Raw genomic sequence first — 16,449 nt, 5'->3', positions numbered from 1 at the left:
GGTGTTAAGTTGAGAGTAGAAACCTCTATTTACTGGCAAAGGTTGTTTGATCGTGTCCATCACTCCTGTTCTTCTCTGCGGCGGTTCCGGCACCCGCCTTTGGCCGCTGTCCCGGAAATCCTACCCAAAGCAGTTTGCCGCCATTACCGGGGAAGAGACCCTGTTTCAGGCCTCGGCCCGGCGCCTGTCCGGAGAGGGGTATGGCGTGCCCTTGGTGGTGACCGCGTCTGATTTCCGGTTCATCGTGACTGAACAGTTGCTGGCAGCGGGTATTGATCCAGGTGCCATTCTGATCGAGCCGGAAGGGCGCAATACCGCGCCTGCGGTTCTGGCTGCGGCCCTGCATGTGGCGGCATCCGACCCCGAGGCCCTGTTGCTGGTCGCACCATCCGATCATGTCGTGCCTGATGCAGATGCGTTCCGCGCCGCTGTGGCCGCAGGCGTGCCCGCGGCCCAGGCCGGGCAATTGGTGACCTTTGGAATCATGCCGGACCGCCCTGAGACCGGATATGGGTATCTCAAGCTGGCGGGGGCGCCTGACGGCACCGCGCCCGTCAAGCTCGACAGTTTTGTCGAGAAACCGGATGTGGATACGGCAACGGCGATGTTGGCCGATGGCAAACATCTGTGGAATGGCGGTATCTTTCTGTTCCGGGCCAATGATGTCATCGCCGCCTTTGAAACCCACGCGCCGGCGCTGATGGCCCCGGTCAAGGCAGCTTGCGAGGCAGCCACGACGGATCTTGGTTTCCTGCGGCTGGACCCTGAGGCCTGGGGGCAGGTCGAGGATATCTCGATCGACTATGCCGTGATGGAGAAAGCCGACAACCTGAGCGTCGTGCCGTTTTCCGCTGGCTGGTCTGATTTGGGTGATTGGGACTCGGTCTGGCGTGAAGCGGGCCCCGATGAAAACGGGGTTGTGGCGGCGGGCAGCGTTACGGCTATTGACTGCAGCGACACGCTTTTGCGTTCAGAGGCGGGCAATCTGGAAGTGGTGGGTATCGGCCTGAAGGACGTCATCACCGTGGCAATGCCTGACGCGGTTCTGGTGGCGGATAAATCCCGCGCGCAGGACGTGAAGAAAGCCGTCGAAGCGCTTAAGGCCAAGGGCGCAAACCAGGCCACTATATTTCCCAAGGATTTCCGTCCGTGGGGCTGGTATGAAAGTCTGGTTATTGGTGGACGCTTCCAGGTCAAACGCATCCATGTCCACCCCGGCGCGGCCCTGTCCCTGCAAAGCCATCACCACCGTTCCGAACACTGGATCGTGGTCGAGGGCACTGCGAAGGTCACGGTCGACGGCGACGTCAAACTGGTCACCGAAAATCAGTCTGTATACATCCCGCTTGGCGCTGTGCACCGCATGGAAAACCCCGGCAAAGTGCCAATGGTTCTGATCGAGGTGCAAACCGGAAGCTATCTGGGCGAAGATGACATCATCCGCTATGAGGACGTTTATTCCCGGGTCTAGAACGCTCCGGGAAGACAGCCTCAACTGAACGGATGATCGAACGGAAACGGGAATGGTGAAAGAGCTTAATGCAGCCGAAAAGCAGCAGGTTGTCTATGACCTGACTGAGGTTCTTTTGGCCTCAACCGGTAAGCTGCGCTACTACGGGATTGCCAGGGTCGTTGCCGAGATTGGCGCAGAACTGAAAAAACAGGGCACCGCCGTCAGGTTCGCCGTTTTCTCACAAGGTCATGATGAGCTGTTTGAAATCTTCCCAAGTCTGCGGGCAGATGGCGGGGTGGACCTGAACGTTCCCAGCGGAATCCGGCAAGTGCGTGTGCGCAGTCACCACTATACCAAATCCGTGTTGCGGGATCTGGCGCTTGCAGCTGTCCGGCCGCTGGTCATGCGCAGAAACCGCAAGGCCTGGGAAGCGATCGCACCGGGCATGACGCCCATAGACATGTCCGGCAAAACCCTGGTGAGCTGCGGGCGACCCAAGCTGATCGTCGAGATTCTGTGCGCACTGGATCGCAAGGACGTGTCTTGCGACATCATTCCCATGCTGCATGACATGATCCCCTTGCACGATTTTGAACACCGGCTGGCAAGCTTTCCGCGCAACTTCATCGGGGACAACCAACTGCTGGTTTCGCGGTCCAAAGCCTTGTTGGCCAATTCCGAGTTCACGCGGCAGGAGATTCTGGATTTTTCCCAAAAAGATATCCTGCCTGAAGCGCCAGAAACCTTTGCTGTGCCTCTTGTGCATGAATGTCCGGAAGGAACCGAACAGGCTGAGCAGGACGCCCCTGAGCAGCCCTATATTCTGACCGTTGGATCAATGCTGGGCCGTAAGAACCTGGATGTGGTCTTCGAGGCGATGCGCATTCTGAAACGGGATGGAAAAGACGTTCCCACGCTGGTTCTGGCCGGGGCGTTGCGCCACAAGACCACGGCCTATCTGCAATCGGATGAATGCAGCACAATCCGCGATCATGTGGTTTTTCGCGAAAACCCCAACCAGACGGATTTGGTAAATCTATATCAAAATGCACTGGCGCTTATCATGCCCAGCCGAATGGAAGGTTGGGGTTTGCCCGCAGGCGAAGCGTTGTGGTTCGGCACGCCAGCGCTCTGCTCTACCGCGGCCGCTCTGAAAGAAGTGTGCGGAGACCTTGGCGTTTATTTCGACCCGGATCGGGCCGATCAGCTTGCAGATCACATCACAAGGTTGCTGACGGATCCGGATTTCACCGAACAACTGCGCACGCGCATTACCGCACATAAACCGCAGCTTCGCACCTGGACGGACGTTGCCGTGGACTTGCGCGGGGTGTTGCAAAAACTGGGTTACTGAAACCGCCCGGGGCGGAGTGCCTGAACGCCCACTGGTTCATGAGCCTTGCGGATGCTCGGGAAAAGTTGGAGGATTGGCGTAGGCACTACAACGAGGACAGACCCCACAGCGCTATTGGATACAACGTCCCGATTGCCTGCATTATCCCGATGGCGTTACCAGCCCGTCATCATGAGACAGCCGGAAAATTCCAGCTCCCGGCGGTCCAAGGTTGGGGAGCAGAGCAACCAAACCCAAGGGCTCTCCGCCAGGTGGAGGAAACTTGGGGCTCAGGTCACGCAGCTTACAGCTGGAAGCATGCCTTACATATTCTATGACTGGCTTTTGACCTCTCGGGAATATACGAGCCGCTATATGACTATTTCCGAAGCCACCCGGCGCGATCTTTTACGCTTTTTTCAGGCGCATGACATCCGGCACAACGCAACAGCTATTCCTTTGGCGCAGGCGGGACTGTCCAAAACCGAACCCGCAGAGATCGAGGTGCAACAGCAAGGCCCCGTGTCTTCCCGGATTTCGTTTGACGCATACCCTCAGCTTGAAGATGCTCGCCACCTCAATGCCCATTTGCGGAAAATTGTTGGTGAACCCTACGCCCTTTGTGTTGGCACGGTGGAACTGCGCAAGAATATCTGGCGCACGGCGATGGCATGGAAATATCTGGTTGATCAGGGTCATACGGACCTGCCAAAGCTGATATTTGCCGGTCGCAGGGGCTGGGTGACGACAGAGTTTGATCTTCTGATGAAGGGGACGGGCGATGTGTACGGTTATGTCAGCGAAGTTAAGGGCCCAACGGACGAAGAGCTTCACGTTCTCTACAAGAATTGCCAGTTTGTATTGATGCCCAGTGTCTACGAAGGTTGGGGCCTGCCTGTGGGCGAGGCGTTGGCTTACGGAAAGTCCGCAGTTGTCGCCGAGAACAGCTCGCTTGTCGAAGTTGGAATGGATCTGGTTGAATATTGTGATGCAATGAGTGTCAAAAGCATTGCCGAAGCTGTCCTGAGGCTCAATGATCCCTCTCACCGGGCAACCCTGGAAGACAAAATCAAAGTCGCGGATCTGCGCAGCTGGTCTGATGTGGCTCAGGATATGGGGCAGGCTATGTACGCACCCAGATAATTCAACGCATATTGGAGAGTTTCAGGCGTTTGAGCCGGTCAGCCCTTGATCGAAAAGTTCGCCCCCCGGTTCAAAGTCCGGCTCAGAACGGTTCCCCTCCGATGCAAAATTTTGAAGGTCGCTTGTTCCGCAACGGGAGTTAAGCGAAATCACACCGCAGCGGCCATGTAGACATGGCGAAGTTGACAAAAAAGAGTATTGCTCATGTCGAGGTGTCTCATCCGATGGGCAATCGACAAAACAGAAAGGGATTAGGAGTGACAAAAACTGCGATCGTTACAGGTATCACCGGGCAGGATGGTGCTTATCTCGCACAGCTGTTGCTGGACAAAGGATACAAGGTCGTTGGCACCTTTCGCCGGGTTGTTTCCACGAATTTTTGGCGCATTGAAGATCTGGGAATTCGCAATCACCCCAATTTGGTTCTGTCCGAGCTTGATCTGACGGACATGGGGACGATGATCCGGCTTATTCAGCAGGTAGAGCCGGACGAAATCTATAACTTGGCCGCTCAAAGTTTTGTGGGCGTTTCGTTCGAACAACCGCACACGACGGCGCAGATTACCGGCATCGGTGCCCTGCATCTGCTCGAAGCCATCAGGATTGTGAACCCCAAGATCCGGTTCTATCAGGCGTCCACTTCCGAAATGTTCGGCAAGGTTCAGGAAGTGCCACAGCGCGAGACGACCCCGTTCTGGCCGCGCAGCCCGTATGGTGTTGCCAAGCTTTATGCGCACTGGATGACGATAAACTACCGCGAAAGCTATGGTATCTTTGGCAGCTCGGGCATTCTCTTCAACCACGAGAGCCCTCTGCGGGGGTTGGAATTTGTGACCCGCAAGATCACCGACGCAGTCGCCAAAATCAAATTGGGCCAGCTTGACTGCCTTGAGCTGGGCAATCTCGACGCGAAACGCGACTGGGGTTTTGCCCGGGATTACGTGGACGGCATGTGGCGTATGCTGCAAGCCGATGAACCCGACACGTTTGTGCTGGCAACCGGTCGTACCGAGACCGTACGGGATTTTGTCTCCATGGCATTCAAGAGTGCGGGAATCGAGCTGCGTTTCGAAGGCGAGGGCGAGAAGGAAGTGGCCGTCGACGCCGAAAGCAACCGTGTTCTCGTGCAGATCAGCCCCAAATTCTACCGGCCTGCCGAAGTGGATTTGTTGATTGGTGACGCAAGCAAGGCAAAACAAGAGCTTGGCTGGGAAGCCTCGACGTCCCTGGAGGACCTTTGCCAGATGATGGTTGAGGCAGATTTGGCGCGTAACGAGAAGGGCGTGTCCTTCTGATGTCTGCGCTCCGAGTTTTGATTACCGGACGCCACGGGTTTACCGGACGCTACGCCGCGAAAGAGCTTGCAAGGGCGGGATGGGATGTTTGGGGGACTGGGGCTCATCCGGCCCCTGAACCCGATCCCAATTACCTGGAAGCGGATTTAACCGATGCTCGCAGCCTTGAGCGGGTTATCACCAATGTTGCGCCGGACGCAGTGCTGCATTTGGCGGGGGTCGCTTTTGTGGCGCATGGGACAGCAGAGAGCTTCTATCAGGTCAACCTGATGGGGACGCGGTGCTTGCTTGAAACGCTGGCCAACACCGGGCACGGAAGCAAGGCCGTTGTTCTGGCCAGCAGCGCAAATATCTATGGCAACGCCACAGAGGCGTCCATCCGGGAAATCACTCGTCCGGCGCCGGTTAATGATTACGCGGTTTCAAAACTTGCCATGGAGCACATGGCCCGGCTGTTTGACGACCGCCTTCCTATCGTGATCGCGCGGCCATTCAATTATACGGGCAACGGGCAGGACCCCAAATTCCTCGTACCGAAGATCGTTTCACATTTTCGTCAAAAGAAGCCGCAGCTGGAGCTGGGTAATCTGGACGTCGCGCGGGATTTTTCGGATGTGCGCGACGTGGCGCGGATATACAGGTTGCTGCTTGAAACCGCGCCTCGGGGTGAAACCGTGAATGTCTGCTCGGGCAAGGCAACGGCGCTGGGAGAGATCTTGGATATGTGCCGGACCATCACCGGCCATGAGATCGAAGTGGTGTCCAACCCTGCTTTTGCGCGTGCTCAGGAAATAAAAATTCTGATGGGCGATCCAACACATCTGGAAAGTCTGATCCCGGTGGGCGTTCGCCACAAGCTGGAAGAGACGCTGCAATGGATGCTGAATACGTGATCCGTGATACCACCCTGAGTCAAATGAGGCCGGGCGCGGATATTCACCGGGCGTTGGCCATCCAAGACAAGGCTGTCGTTGCAGTGGGCAAAAGGGCTGGATGAAGATGTGCCGCTGAGTGCGAAAGTATCAGCGGTGCGCGGCAAAACCGATGAACTGCAAAAAAGAACTGAAGGCACTGTGAATGCAATCTGAGCGCAACATTCTGGAACGCCTGCTGTTCCGACCCTCAAACGGACGTCCAATACGTGCTTTGCGGAGGGTACTGTTTCACACCAATGGGAAACCGCGTGGGGTGTTTCGAAACTGGATTCTTGAGAGCGACGGATCCCCGAAGCACCCGTTCCGGCAGTGGATGAACAGCCCGGATTATCTGATGTTGCCCTGGCCTGCGAGCCAACATCCCGGCGCGTCGCCTGAACCGGCAACAGTGGCCAGCAACGAGACATCCTCTCTTTCGGAAGGCACAGACATCTCTGCACCATTCGAGCCCTTCGTGCAGAGCTCGGATCTTGTCATATCCCGTGGCGCGGCGGGAGGGTATTGGATCACGCACCGCAGTGATGCCGTAATTGGCTGGTCTATGCGTCAGGAAGGCCGTTTCCAGGAACAGGCCATCGACGATGTGATTCAAATGCTCAGGGAAAACGGACATGATGTTGCAACATCATGTTTCGTGGATATCGGCGCGAATATCGGATCCCATTCGATGCATGCGGCGCGACGCGGCTTTGACCGGGTTATTGCCTTCGAACCTGATCCGCAAAATTTTCGCCTTTTGCGCGCGAACGCGCTGCTGCATGACGTAGAGCATAAAGTAACCTGCCATCAGATGGCTGTGTCGAACCGGAACGGAACGATGCAGATGGAACTTTCTCCGTCCAATTTCGGAGATCACCGTCTGCGCGTTTCCGACGACACAGCCGCAAACCTGCATGACGAAGGTGACTGGAACCTTCAGGATGTGCCGGTTCGTACCTTTGACAGCCTGGTACAAGACGGCCTGCTGCCCGAAAACGGGCCAGACCTGATCTGGGTCGACACGCAGGGGCATGAAGGTCACGTGCTGAGCTGTGCACAGAGCCTGACCAGAATGCGTTGTCCGGTTGTGCTGGAGTTTTGGCCCTATGGTCTTGAGCGTTCAGGTGGCTACAAAATGCTGCGGGACGCGCTCGCGTTACGCGACGACGTGCAGATCATCGACCTTGGTGCCTCCGGCCCGGGACGCTTGGCTCATCGTTCTCTTGAAGCGCTTGATCAGATGTATGACGATTTGCGGCAAAGTGAATCCAAATCCGGATCTCCACATACTGACCTTCTGCTCATGCCAATCCACTCAAGCTCCTGATTGATCTTGCTGCTGTTTTCAGTTCAGCGAATACGAGTTCATTGAGTGGCTCGTCTCGCAGGGCAGGGCACTTGAAGTGGTCTGGCTTATATGACGGCACCTAAACCCCCTGAAAGGCGGGAAATCCGGGCGCTGCTGCATTCATTCCCCTTTATCGACGTCCCCAATGCCGACGATACCTTTGACGTATTGCGCACCTGCCATATGATGGCTGTGTTTCAACATGGCTCGGCCTCGTACCATATCAGATCAACGGTGCTGAACCTGCAATCGATTTGGTAAAACCTTTCCGGGTGGCGGGTTTGTATGACGTCCGCATGTGCCCCGGACAAGGGGGTAAGGGGTTTCGTCCATGGCCTATGTTTCAGGGCAACCAGAGCAGGATCTGGATATTGCAACCGGACGTTCCACCCGGCCGCTACGCGTTCTGCAATTGGGGCCAGCATTCGAACGAGGTGGAATTCAGCGCCATATTCTCGACCTGACAGATCATCTGCGGGATCGGGGGCATCATGTCGAACTGGGCGGATCGCCGGGCCCATGGGGCCGGGAAGGGCGTGATGTCGGGTTTCATGCGTTGGACCTGAAACGTGTATCGGAAGATGAGCGTCTCAGCATGACGAGACGGCTTGGAGCCGCCATGGGGTGCGCGCAAAAACTGCGAAAGATCGTAGCCCGCGGCCGTTTCGACCTTGTTCATTCCCACGAAACCGCCCCTGCACTTGTCGCCCGGCTGGCGCTTGCCGGTCAGCCGACCCGTCGCCTTTTCACCTTCCATGGTTCGACGCCCGAACGGTATGGCGGGGTGGCGCGCAGTGCTCAGTTCGCGGCGCATGTCACCGCCTGTCCCAGCCGTAAAACCCTTGATGAACTGATTGCGCGTGGTCTGCCACGGGCGCGCACCGCCCAGCTTGGGCTTGGTGTGCCGCCGCCACCGGATCAGGATCCCGCCGCAGTTCTGGCGCTGAGACAGGAGCTTTTGCGCGATGGGGAAGGCGTGCTGATTTTCAGTCCGGCCCGGTTGGATCCGCAAAAAGGTATCGACGTGATGATCGATGTTTTGGCCCGGCTGGTGAAGGTCCGGCGCGATATCGTGATCGCATTGGCTGGCCACGGTCCTCTGGCGGACGTGCTTTCGGACTGGATTGCTTCGGCCGGGGTTGGTGACAACATCCGGGTTCTGGGGCCGATCGATACCGTCCCCCTGCATATGGCCGCCGCGGATTTCATGCTGCTCACGTCCCGGTGGGAGGCTCTGCCGATTTCAATCGTCGAGGCCTTTCACGCCGGTTTGCCCGTGATAGCGACCGATTGCGGCGGTGTGAGTGAGCTTGTGTCGGACCGGGTTGGGCGGCTTTGCCCTGTCGGTGATGTCGAAGGGCTGACCGCTGCCGTTCTGGAACTGGCAGGGGACGAGGGGCTGCGTAAAACCTTGGGGGCCAACGCCCGCGCATTGGCACGTGAGGACCGTTTCGACCCAACCCATGTGCATGAACGGATCGAACAGATTTATCGGCAGATGCTGGATGGGGTGGCCTGACAGAGCGCAGGAAGTGGAAACAATAAGGGGATGTTTTGTATATTATCGAGTATTTGGGCTGCTTTGAGGTGAAACCGCCTGCATCCGAGCCTTGTGTCAGTATGCGCCCCGGATACGGTGGGATGCGAAAGAAGGACCGGCACCTGCATGCGCCGTGTCCAGGCCGACGATTTTGCCGGGTGCCTGACCTGAACCGAGTGGACTGGAGAAGCCCATGAAACAGCCTTCCCCCGCGCTTGACCGCAACGATCTGGCAATACTCCTGTTCATTCTTCTTCTTGCCGCAGTCCTCAGAAGCGCCGGGCTGAACGCGCCCTTGTGGTATGACGAAATCCGGACCGTCGATACGCATGTCAGCCTTCCGTGGAATGAGATGATGCGCGAATATTCGATGAACCATCATTACTTTTTCAGCATGAAGGCAAAGCTGGTTTCCCAGATCTTCGGAGATCAGGCCTGGGCATACCGGTTTCCGGCCGTCCTGTTTGGCGTCGGTCTAGTCGGGGTAATCTGGTGGCTGGCAAAAGAGGTTGCAGACAGTACGATTGCGCATGTTTCTGCCTTGCTGGTGGCCTTGTCCTATCATCAGGTCTGGTTCTCTCAGAACGCGCGCGGATATACCGAGCTTGCATTCTGGAGCACGCTTGGCTTCATTTTCTTTCTGCGGGGGATGCGCCAGCCAGCGACCGGCACCTGGGTTGCATTCGGCTTTACCGCCGCGGCCGCTGTTTTCACCCATCTGACCGGTGCATTTTTCTTTGTTGCACTGGGTCTCATCTGGCTGCTTTCCCTGGTGACCGGGTTCGGCCGGGGCACTTTGACCCGCGAATGGGTGCTGCATCCGCTGGTGGGTGTTGCGGTTGCGCTGGTTCTGGTCCTGTTCGCGTATCTGCCGATCTTGCCAAGCATAGCGGGCACGGTGAGCGAGGTTTCGGCGACATCCGCCGTGGACCCCATGCAGGAATACCAGAACCCGCTCTGGACAATTGTCGAAGGTTTGCGGACCGCGGTTGGGGATACCGGCCCGCTGATGTTGTTCATCGCGATCGGTGGGCTGGCCGTCATCGTCTTCGGTGCCGTGGGGGCGCATGCGACGCAGCCGTTGTTTTTCCCGTCCATCGCCATGCATATCGCCGTGACGCTGCTGCTTCTGCTGTCGCTTGAGATGCGGATCTGGCCGAGGTTCTTTTTCGTCGATATCGGGCTGATCATTATTCTGGCCGTTGTGGGGTGTCGATACGGTGCTGATGCGGTGGCACGGTGGGCTCAACAGCCCCGGTTTGGATCGCCGCTCTTTGCGTTGGGCGTTCTGGCGATGATCGTGGTGTCCGTGTTCTTGGTGCAGCGGAACTATTCTGCTCCGAAACAGGATCTGGCGGGGGCTTTTGCGCTTGTTGAAGAAACCCGCAGCCCGTCAGAACGGGTATATGCGATCAACCCGGGCGGCCCCCTTTTCGAAGACCACTTCGACGCCGACTGGGGAACCATCGGGGATGCGCAGGACTATTCCGAGGCCATGGCCCAACCTGGCCCTGTGGCGCTGGTTGTTCTGTTCCCAGACCGGATGTTCCGTGCCATTCCTGATCTGCAACGTGATGCGGAAGGGCGGCTGGAACGCGTGCATGAGTTTGCCGGGACACTGGGGGACGGGCAGGTTCTTGTCTACCGGCGCAGATGAGGCCGAGCGATCAGGATGAATGACCGTCCAGTGGCTCAAACCCCAGGCTGCTTTCGACAATGTAAAGCGGGCGTTTCTGAGCCTCTGCATAAAGTCGCCCCAGATATTCCCCGATGACGCCCAGCACGACAAGTTGCAGGCCACCGATCAACAGCACTGCAACCATCAATGAGGCATAGCCGGGTACATCCACCCCGTAGACAAGGGTGCGTGAGATCAGGAAAACACCATAGATGATCGCGGCCAACGCAGTCAGCATGCCGACATAGCCCGCAATCCTGAGAGGCACGGTGCTGAACCCGGTAATACCGTCCAGCGCAAAGTTCCAAAGGCGCCAGTAGTTGAATTTGGTCTGCCCCGCCGCACGCTCGGGGCGGTCATACGCCACCTCGGTGTGCCGAAACCCGACCCAGGCAAAAAGGCCCTTCATAAAGCGGTTGTGCTCGCGCAGCTGCCCTACAGCCTGAACCACGCGCCGGTCCATAAGGCGGAAATCGCCGGTATTGGCGGGTATCGGTACCCCCGAAAGCCGGTTGATGACCTGATAGAACTTCCGCGCTGTCCAGCGTTTCATCGCGGTATCGCTGTCGCGGTGGCGCCGGACGGCATAGACGACATCGAACCCTTCGCGCCATTTTTCCAGAAATGTCTCGATCAGTTCGGGCGGATCCTGCAAATCCGCGTCTATCGGAACAACGGCTTCACCCGCAGCTGCATCCAGCCCCGCCGTCAATGCGATTTCCTTGCCGAAATTACGTGAAAAGTTCAGCACCTTGATACGATCATCGCGCTCATGCGCCGCAGCCAGAATCCTGGCGGTCGCGTCTGTGCTGCCGTCGTTGACGCAGATGATCTCGTGGCTTTCCCCAAGCTGATCGAGGAATTGCCCCAAACGTTCGAACAGAACCGGCAGAACTTCTTCCTCATTGAACATAGGCACAATGATGCTGAGCGTCGGAGCGCTTTGGTCCAGAGCTTTTTCCCGGGACGGAGTTGTGGGTGTACTCATGTTCAACGTCACCATGACGCGGGCCTTTTTCCGTTCATTTGGGCACAGGTGATCATGGTTTTCCCTCAGGCTCAAAAAGTTCCGCCCGGGCGCGCAACTTTTCAATTTCCAGTGTCTTATCATAGTCACTCAATGCCTCACGCCGTGCATCGGTGATGACAAAAGCTTCTTCATGGGGCCAGGTGATCAGCCAGACGCGGGATGTGGGGTTGGCTTGCAAAGATGCATCATATTCCGAGACGACGAAATTCGCGTCATTGATGTAATAGAACAGCGGTGTATCGACCCAATCCCGGTTCCTCAGAAAAACAAGATCGCCGGATTGCATTTCAGATAACACGGCTTGCGCAATGCCCTGATAATCGTTCGGCGCGCCGGGCTTTCGGCTGGCGTAGAGTATGCTGGCAGCAAAGACGAGCAGGCACAGCCCTGTCGTTGCCAGCCTGAGGCGAATGTTCTGAAACAGCCAGACTGCCCCTGCTGCGCAGAGGATCAGCAGGTAAGGTACAAAAACCAGAAAAGCCTGCGGGGCAAGGACGGATACGAAATGGGATGCCGCAAAAAGGATCAACGGTGCGGCAACAGCCAGCAGCCACAAAAGCAGCGCCCGTTCCTGAGGGTGATGCGGGGTGTGCGATGGCGGACGGGGGACAAACCTGCCCCAGACCGCGCCCAGGACAGGGATGAGCAATGCCAGAAACGGCAAGATGGACATTGCCATCAAGGCTTCGTTCCGGCGATGTGCGATTGAGGCGAGCCAGAATATGAAACCGGCTGAGCAGACAGCCAGCAGGCCCGGAATCCAGACGGAAATCCGAGGGGTCGTGGCGAAAATCGGTGCTTCCCGCTTCGGGGCTTTCAGGCTGGCCGTCAGCAGCAGCAGAGCAAAGGCCAGCAGCAACCAGACCCAGACCTGCCCGATCTGTAACTGCGGAATTGTGAATTCGTCTTTGGCGAACAGAAATCCGAAAGAGAAGTATTCGATCAGAAAGTCCGGGGATGGATCAAGCGCTGCGCCCTTGCGCGCGCGATAGACTGCATGCACCAGCGCAGGGGCGGCAAGGATGAAGGCAAGGGACTGTATCTGAAACAGCCGGGGCCCCTGCCACAGGCCGATCCTGTGTGAAGAGCGGTTCGATACCAGCTCGGGCCGGGGCAGAACCAATGCTGCCCACAGCAGATGGATCATGATCAGGGGCCAGAAAAACTCGACTGTCAGCACTCCGGCCACAACTGAGGCGACATAAGCACACTCAAGCCAGGGCCGTGGTCTGGGTGTTCTCATCAGGCAGAGCAAAAGCCAGGTCGCTAGCAGGGAGAGGAAGGCACCGGCGACATACATACGTGCCGTTTGGCTCCAGAAGATGTGGAAGCCATGAAGCGACAGCAGCAATGCGGCCAGGCAGCCGATGGACGATCCGAATATGCTGCGTGCAATCAGAAAAATCAGCGGGATCGACCCCATGGCAAACAGGATGCCCGGAAACCGCAACGCGAAATGCGAAGTCCCGAATGTCTTGGTCCAGCCCAGCATGGCTGTATACCATCCCATGGGATGCGGTTCGTCATGGAAATGCCACCAGAGAGTTTCGGCAAGACCATGTCGCGGCGGTGGCTCGGAAATACCCGGAACCAGCTCGATGCCGGGGACATAGATTTCCGGATGGGACATGCTGCGTTCCTCAATCCCCCAGAGCCGCAGCAGGACGACACATGCAAGAGCAACACCAAGGGCGCACAGGACAGCATATGTGCGATATTCACGCCTGATTAGAAAAACGCTTTTCTCATCTGATGATGCCATTGCAAAATAGCCACTCTGAAACACAACTACTCGGAACGGTAATCCGGGAATGATACTACAGGATGTGGCTCAGGTCACTCTGGCACGCCTTATTCTGCGCTGTCGAATGGATATCGTGCCGCGCCGAGCGTCAGCTTTTCGGACCAGGTGACTGCACCATCCCCGCCAACCATCGACACGTCGATCACATCAGGCACCTCACCGTTCCAGCCTGCGGTATAGAAGCACCCGCCATGTATGGTGTGGCCACGGCTCTGAACGTCGTAAAAAGCGCTGCGGATGGTTGGCGTCGCGGTGTGTATCACGTCAATTCTGTCCCCCCGAACGGGGGGCGCACAGATTTCCGAGAACCGCAGAACCGCTGTTTGTGTGACGCAGACACGGCCGATTTCGGGCCTGTCACTATCGGCGCACATGAGGTTGCCGGAAAAGCCGGGGCTTCGTGACAGGCAGACATAGGCGGCACCTTGATACAAATAGACGGAATTCTCGGCCGGGAAGGCCTCGCAGGCCAGCGGTCCTTCATACAGCCCGCCCTCGGCGTACCAATCTAGATCGAACATGTCCTTGAAGATGCCCGGGCGGGAGTTGCCAGCGTGAAATACGGTCCAGCCGATCATGTCCCCCCAAGCCAGATCGGGGTAATCTGTATGGCCGACGATGCGGAATGGCGCGCCGTCATACCCTTCCAGTTCCGCGACCCGCGCCATGATTTTTTCGGCAAGCGCCTCATCACGGTCTCCCATTTCGGACTGATCGCTCCAGACGAAAGGCGCCATGAATGCGTATGTGAGGGCAACGATCAGGGGCAGGCCCAGAATGATGGGTGCCGTGAACCCTCTTGCCCGTATTTCGGCATCAACAGCCAGGTAGAACACCGCAGCCAGTAAGCCGACATATGCGACGGCCCGAGACGGCAGCCATGGCCCGTCATAGGCGAACCAGATCAGAAGAGGTAACAGGAGAATCCCGATCATACCCACCAGGATGCGCAGGGCGTTCATCCAGTTGCGCGGAGGGCGCGCAAGGACATGAATGCTCAACCCGACGCTCAGCAAAACCCCTATTCCGATATAGGCTGAGTTCAGAGTCTTGACCGCAAAGGGTATTCTCTGAAGCGATCCCCGCCAGATCTGGCCAAGCAATCTCAAGCTGTTTTCCAATTTGTCCTGCAACTCGTGCGCCGAGGCCAGGGCGACACGGTTGGTTGTGGGGACATGGTCATGCAGTTGGGCAGCCAGATGGGCCTGCGCAACATAGGCCAGAAGGCCAAGACATGCCCCAATTGCCGACAGCAGGATGAATGTGCCCACATCTGTGGTCTTGTATCGGTCGGTTCGGATCATCGAGACAAACAGGATCACGGCACCGAACGGGACAAAAGGTTGATAGAGTGCTGCACAAAGCGCGATGCATTGCGCACCGATCAAAAGCCAGATCACCCGAGCGCCAAACGCATGAAGGATGCCGCGTTCAAAACATTTGAAACCGGCAACGGAAAGCAGCAACGCCAGCGGGAAAGCAAACACGTGGCTCGAAAAGGTAAGGGCGTTGATCATATAGATGTGATGAACGCCAAGCGTGAAAATCAGGAAGGTCGCGAAGGGCCGGGTGTCACGATCGCTGGATTGCCGCGCCAGAACCCATGACAGCAGAAGAAAGGCGCCTGCCGCCAGACCAGTCTGCAAAACGGGCAGAAAACGTTCCTGGAGAACATGAACATACAGCACCTCCATCGCCCAGCGACCTTCCTCGGTCGTCCAGTTGAGAGGGAGCCCGCCTTCGGGCGCGCCATGGACCTGACGCCAGTCATCCGGGTTTCTGCCATCCCTGATCAGGCCCGGTGCGGTTGTGAGTGCATAAATGAGCAGGCTGGCGGAAATCGCATGCGGCCAGCGGAACCTGGTCGAGAGGATATGTGCGGGTCGTGCAATGCTCATGCTATACATTTCCCACAAGAAACGTGCACACAGCTGTCCCTGACCCGGTCAAAAATACTCTTTCAACCTGCGGGCGCGCTTCATGTTGGATGGCAGCGACACGATGTTTCGTACCAGCCTGGCTGCGGCACGCATCCCCGGAATGGCCTTGAGCGCCGAAAGCCCTTTGGATGTTTTCAGAAGAGCTTCATAGGTCTGATTGTCCGCATGCCTGAAGTCTTTGGCATGCAGGTCCTCGCCAGCGTTTTCTGTGGGTGTCGATGCGACCGAGGTCGCCTTGCGGTTCACGTCAAAGACGACGAAAGACTCAAAGAAGCTAATCCCCCAGGCACGCTTTTCCGAGGCGTCAGGCGTCAGTCGCGAGAACCGATGGTTGATACGGTCCACCATGTTCATGGCGTATTTGATGAAGGAACGGTGCCTGAGGCCGAACCCTTCCATGTAGGAGGTATGCGTGTCTTCGACCACAAGCATTCCGCCATCCTTGATGTGTGGCAACAGGCATTCCGTCGTAATGATCTGTTGTTCATAGGTGTGGCCGCCATCATCCAGAACGATGTCGATGTCCCCGACCTCCCTTACGATTTTTTCAAGGAAATCCGGGTCGCTCTGGCTGCCGATGAAAATCTCGAACCCTTCCTGTTCCCAGCGCTTTGCATCGGGGTTCAGCTCAACGCCGATGATGCGCGCCTGAGGGCCAAAGAACTCCCGCCACATGAAAAGAGATCCACCACCCAGAACGCCGATCTCAACAAACGTGATATCTTTCCCGATGTAAGGAGAAAAAAGTTTGTCATACACATCGAAGTAAGTGGAATGCTTACTGCTTTTGTATGGGCTGTTCATATAGGCCTGATAACTTTTCGACTCTAACATCTCTACGTCCTCGGATCTCAACTTGTCATGCGCTCCACCTGTCGAAGCGGGTATTCATAAACTGGGGCGTCAATTCCATTACTTCGTCTGTTTGGCTGTTTTGTGGCTCCGCTCTTTCCACAGCCTCAGGCCTTGGT

The 16,449-nt window shown here is 57.1% G+C and carries 13 protein-coding genes and 1 pseudogene; 10 read left to right on the top strand and 4 right to left on the bottom strand.

All coding sequences use genetic code 11. The features are described from left to right. Nucleotides 1-52 precede the first annotated feature (52 nt). The 10 genes and pseudogenes from GS614_RS20225 (at nucleotide 53) to GS614_RS20180 (ending at nucleotide 10,683) form a co-directional block, all read left to right on the top strand. A complete protein-coding gene (locus GS614_RS20225) occupies nucleotides 53-1,471 on the top strand; it encodes a mannose-1-phosphate guanylyltransferase/mannose-6-phosphate isomerase (RefSeq protein WP_371807921.1) in 1,419 nt (472 codons plus the stop codon). Between the two features lie 52 nt (nucleotides 1,472-1,523). Then, a complete protein-coding gene (locus GS614_RS20220; protein ID WP_171727177.1) occupies nucleotides 1,524-2,807 on the top strand; it encodes a glycosyltransferase family 1 protein in 1,284 nt (427 codons plus the stop codon). A gap of 11 nt (nucleotides 2,808-2,818) precedes the next feature. Further along, nucleotides 2,819-2,941 (top strand): annotated as a pseudogene (locus GS614_RS20215) (transposase); the annotation flags it as partial. 220 nt (nucleotides 2,942-3,161) lie between these two features. Continuing rightward, nucleotides 3,162-3,929, top strand: coding sequence for a glycosyltransferase (locus GS614_RS20210; RefSeq protein WP_216601227.1), 768 nt, complete (start codon nucleotides 3,162-3,164; stop codon nucleotides 3,927-3,929). Between the two features lie 257 nt (nucleotides 3,930-4,186). Beyond that, nucleotides 4,187-5,224 (top strand): GDP-mannose 4,6-dehydratase, encoded by a 1,038-nt coding sequence (gene gmd, locus GS614_RS20205; protein ID WP_367397138.1) that lies wholly within the window; start codon nucleotides 4,187-4,189, stop codon nucleotides 5,222-5,224. Next, on the top strand, nucleotides 5,224-6,117 hold the full coding sequence (locus tag GS614_RS20200) for an NAD-dependent epimerase/dehydratase family protein (protein WP_171120436.1): 894 nt from the start codon (nucleotides 5,224-5,226) through the stop codon (nucleotides 6,115-6,117). Before gmd ends, GS614_RS20200 begins: the two co-directional genes overlap by 1 nt. A gap of 184 nt (nucleotides 6,118-6,301) precedes the next feature. Further along, a complete protein-coding gene (locus tag GS614_RS20195) occupies nucleotides 6,302-7,465 on the top strand; it encodes an FkbM family methyltransferase (protein WP_171120437.1) in 1,164 nt (387 codons plus the stop codon). Between the two features lie 90 nt (nucleotides 7,466-7,555). Beyond that, nucleotides 7,556-7,747, top strand: coding sequence for a hypothetical protein (locus tag GS614_RS20190; RefSeq protein ID WP_171120440.1), 192 nt, complete (start codon nucleotides 7,556-7,558; stop codon nucleotides 7,745-7,747). A 70-nt stretch (nucleotides 7,748-7,817) separates the two neighbouring features. After that, nucleotides 7,818-9,005, top strand: a complete 1,188-nt coding sequence (locus GS614_RS20185) for a glycosyltransferase family 4 protein (RefSeq protein ID WP_171617596.1) — start codon at nucleotides 7,818-7,820, stop codon at nucleotides 9,003-9,005. A 214-nt stretch (nucleotides 9,006-9,219) separates the two neighbouring features. Then, nucleotides 9,220-10,683, top strand: a complete 1,464-nt coding sequence (locus GS614_RS20180) for a glycosyltransferase family 39 protein (protein ID WP_171727176.1) — start codon at nucleotides 9,220-9,222, stop codon at nucleotides 10,681-10,683. Between the two features lie 10 nt (nucleotides 10,684-10,693). Here the strand turns inward: GS614_RS20180 and GS614_RS20175 are convergent, their stop codons facing one another. The 4 genes from GS614_RS20175 to GS614_RS20160 form a co-directional block, all read right to left on the bottom strand. Beyond that, nucleotides 10,694-11,692 carry a glycosyltransferase family 2 protein gene (locus GS614_RS20175; protein ID WP_171727175.1) on the bottom strand — a complete coding sequence of 333 codons (999 nt, stop codon included), beginning with the start codon at nucleotides 11,690-11,692 and terminating at the stop codon, nucleotides 10,694-10,696. Nucleotides 11,693-11,744: 52 nt separating this feature from the next. Next, nucleotides 11,745-13,364, bottom strand: a complete 1,620-nt coding sequence (locus GS614_RS20170; protein WP_171727174.1) for a glycosyltransferase family 39 protein — start codon at nucleotides 13,362-13,364, stop codon at nucleotides 11,745-11,747. Nucleotides 13,365-13,585: 221 nt separating this feature from the next. Further along, nucleotides 13,586-15,436, bottom strand: coding sequence for a glucosyltransferase domain-containing protein (locus tag GS614_RS20165; protein ID WP_171727173.1), 1,851 nt, complete (start codon nucleotides 15,434-15,436; stop codon nucleotides 13,586-13,588). Nucleotides 15,437-15,484: 48 nt separating this feature from the next. Further along, on the bottom strand, nucleotides 15,485-16,312 hold the full coding sequence (locus GS614_RS20160) for a class I SAM-dependent methyltransferase (protein WP_216601226.1): 828 nt from the start codon (nucleotides 16,310-16,312) through the stop codon (nucleotides 15,485-15,487). Nucleotides 16,313-16,449: the final 137 nt, after the last annotated feature.

The organism is Ruegeria sp. HKCCD6604, assembly GCF_013110635.1.
Classification (GTDB): Bacteria; Pseudomonadota; Alphaproteobacteria; order Rhodobacterales; family Rhodobacteraceae; genus Ruegeria.
Note: the sequence above shows the minus strand (reverse complement) of the source record. Positions and strands in the feature narration are given on the sequence as shown.

What these genes read in the sequence shown, in the direction of transcription:
- GS614_RS20220 (WP_171727177.1), top strand. Translation starts at nt 1,524, where the DNA reads ATGGTGAAAGAGCTTAATGCAGCCGAAAAGCAGCAGGTTGTCTATGAC.
- GS614_RS20210 (WP_216601227.1), top strand. Translation starts at nt 3,162, where the DNA reads ATGACTATTTCCGAAGCCACCCGGCGCGATCTTTTACGCTTTTTTCAG.
- GS614_RS20200 (WP_171120436.1), top strand. Translation starts at nt 5,224, where the DNA reads ATGTCTGCGCTCCGAGTTTTGATTACCGGACGCCACGGGTTTACCGGA.
- GS614_RS20195 (WP_171120437.1), top strand. Translation starts at nt 6,302, where the DNA reads ATGCAATCTGAGCGCAACATTCTGGAACGCCTGCTGTTCCGACCCTCA.
- GS614_RS20190 (WP_171120440.1), top strand. Translation starts at nt 7,556, where the DNA reads ATGACGGCACCTAAACCCCCTGAAAGGCGGGAAATCCGGGCGCTGCTG.
- GS614_RS20185 (WP_171617596.1), top strand. Translation starts at nt 7,818, where the DNA reads ATGGCCTATGTTTCAGGGCAACCAGAGCAGGATCTGGATATTGCAACC.
- GS614_RS20180 (WP_171727176.1), top strand. Translation starts at nt 9,220, where the DNA reads ATGAAACAGCCTTCCCCCGCGCTTGACCGCAACGATCTGGCAATACTC.
- GS614_RS20175 (WP_171727175.1), bottom strand. Translation starts at nt 11,692, where the DNA reads ATGAGTACACCCACAACTCCGTCCCGGGAAAAAGCTCTGGACCAAAGC.
- GS614_RS20170 (WP_171727174.1), bottom strand. Translation starts at nt 13,364, where the DNA reads ATGTCCCATCCGGAAATCTATGTCCCCGGCATCGAGCTGGTTCCGGGT.
- GS614_RS20165 (WP_171727173.1), bottom strand. Translation starts at nt 15,436, where the DNA reads ATGAGCATTGCACGACCCGCACATATCCTCTCGACCAGGTTCCGCTGG.
- GS614_RS20160 (WP_216601226.1), bottom strand. Translation starts at nt 16,312, where the DNA reads ATGTTAGAGTCGAAAAGTTATCAGGCCTATATGAACAGCCCATACAAA.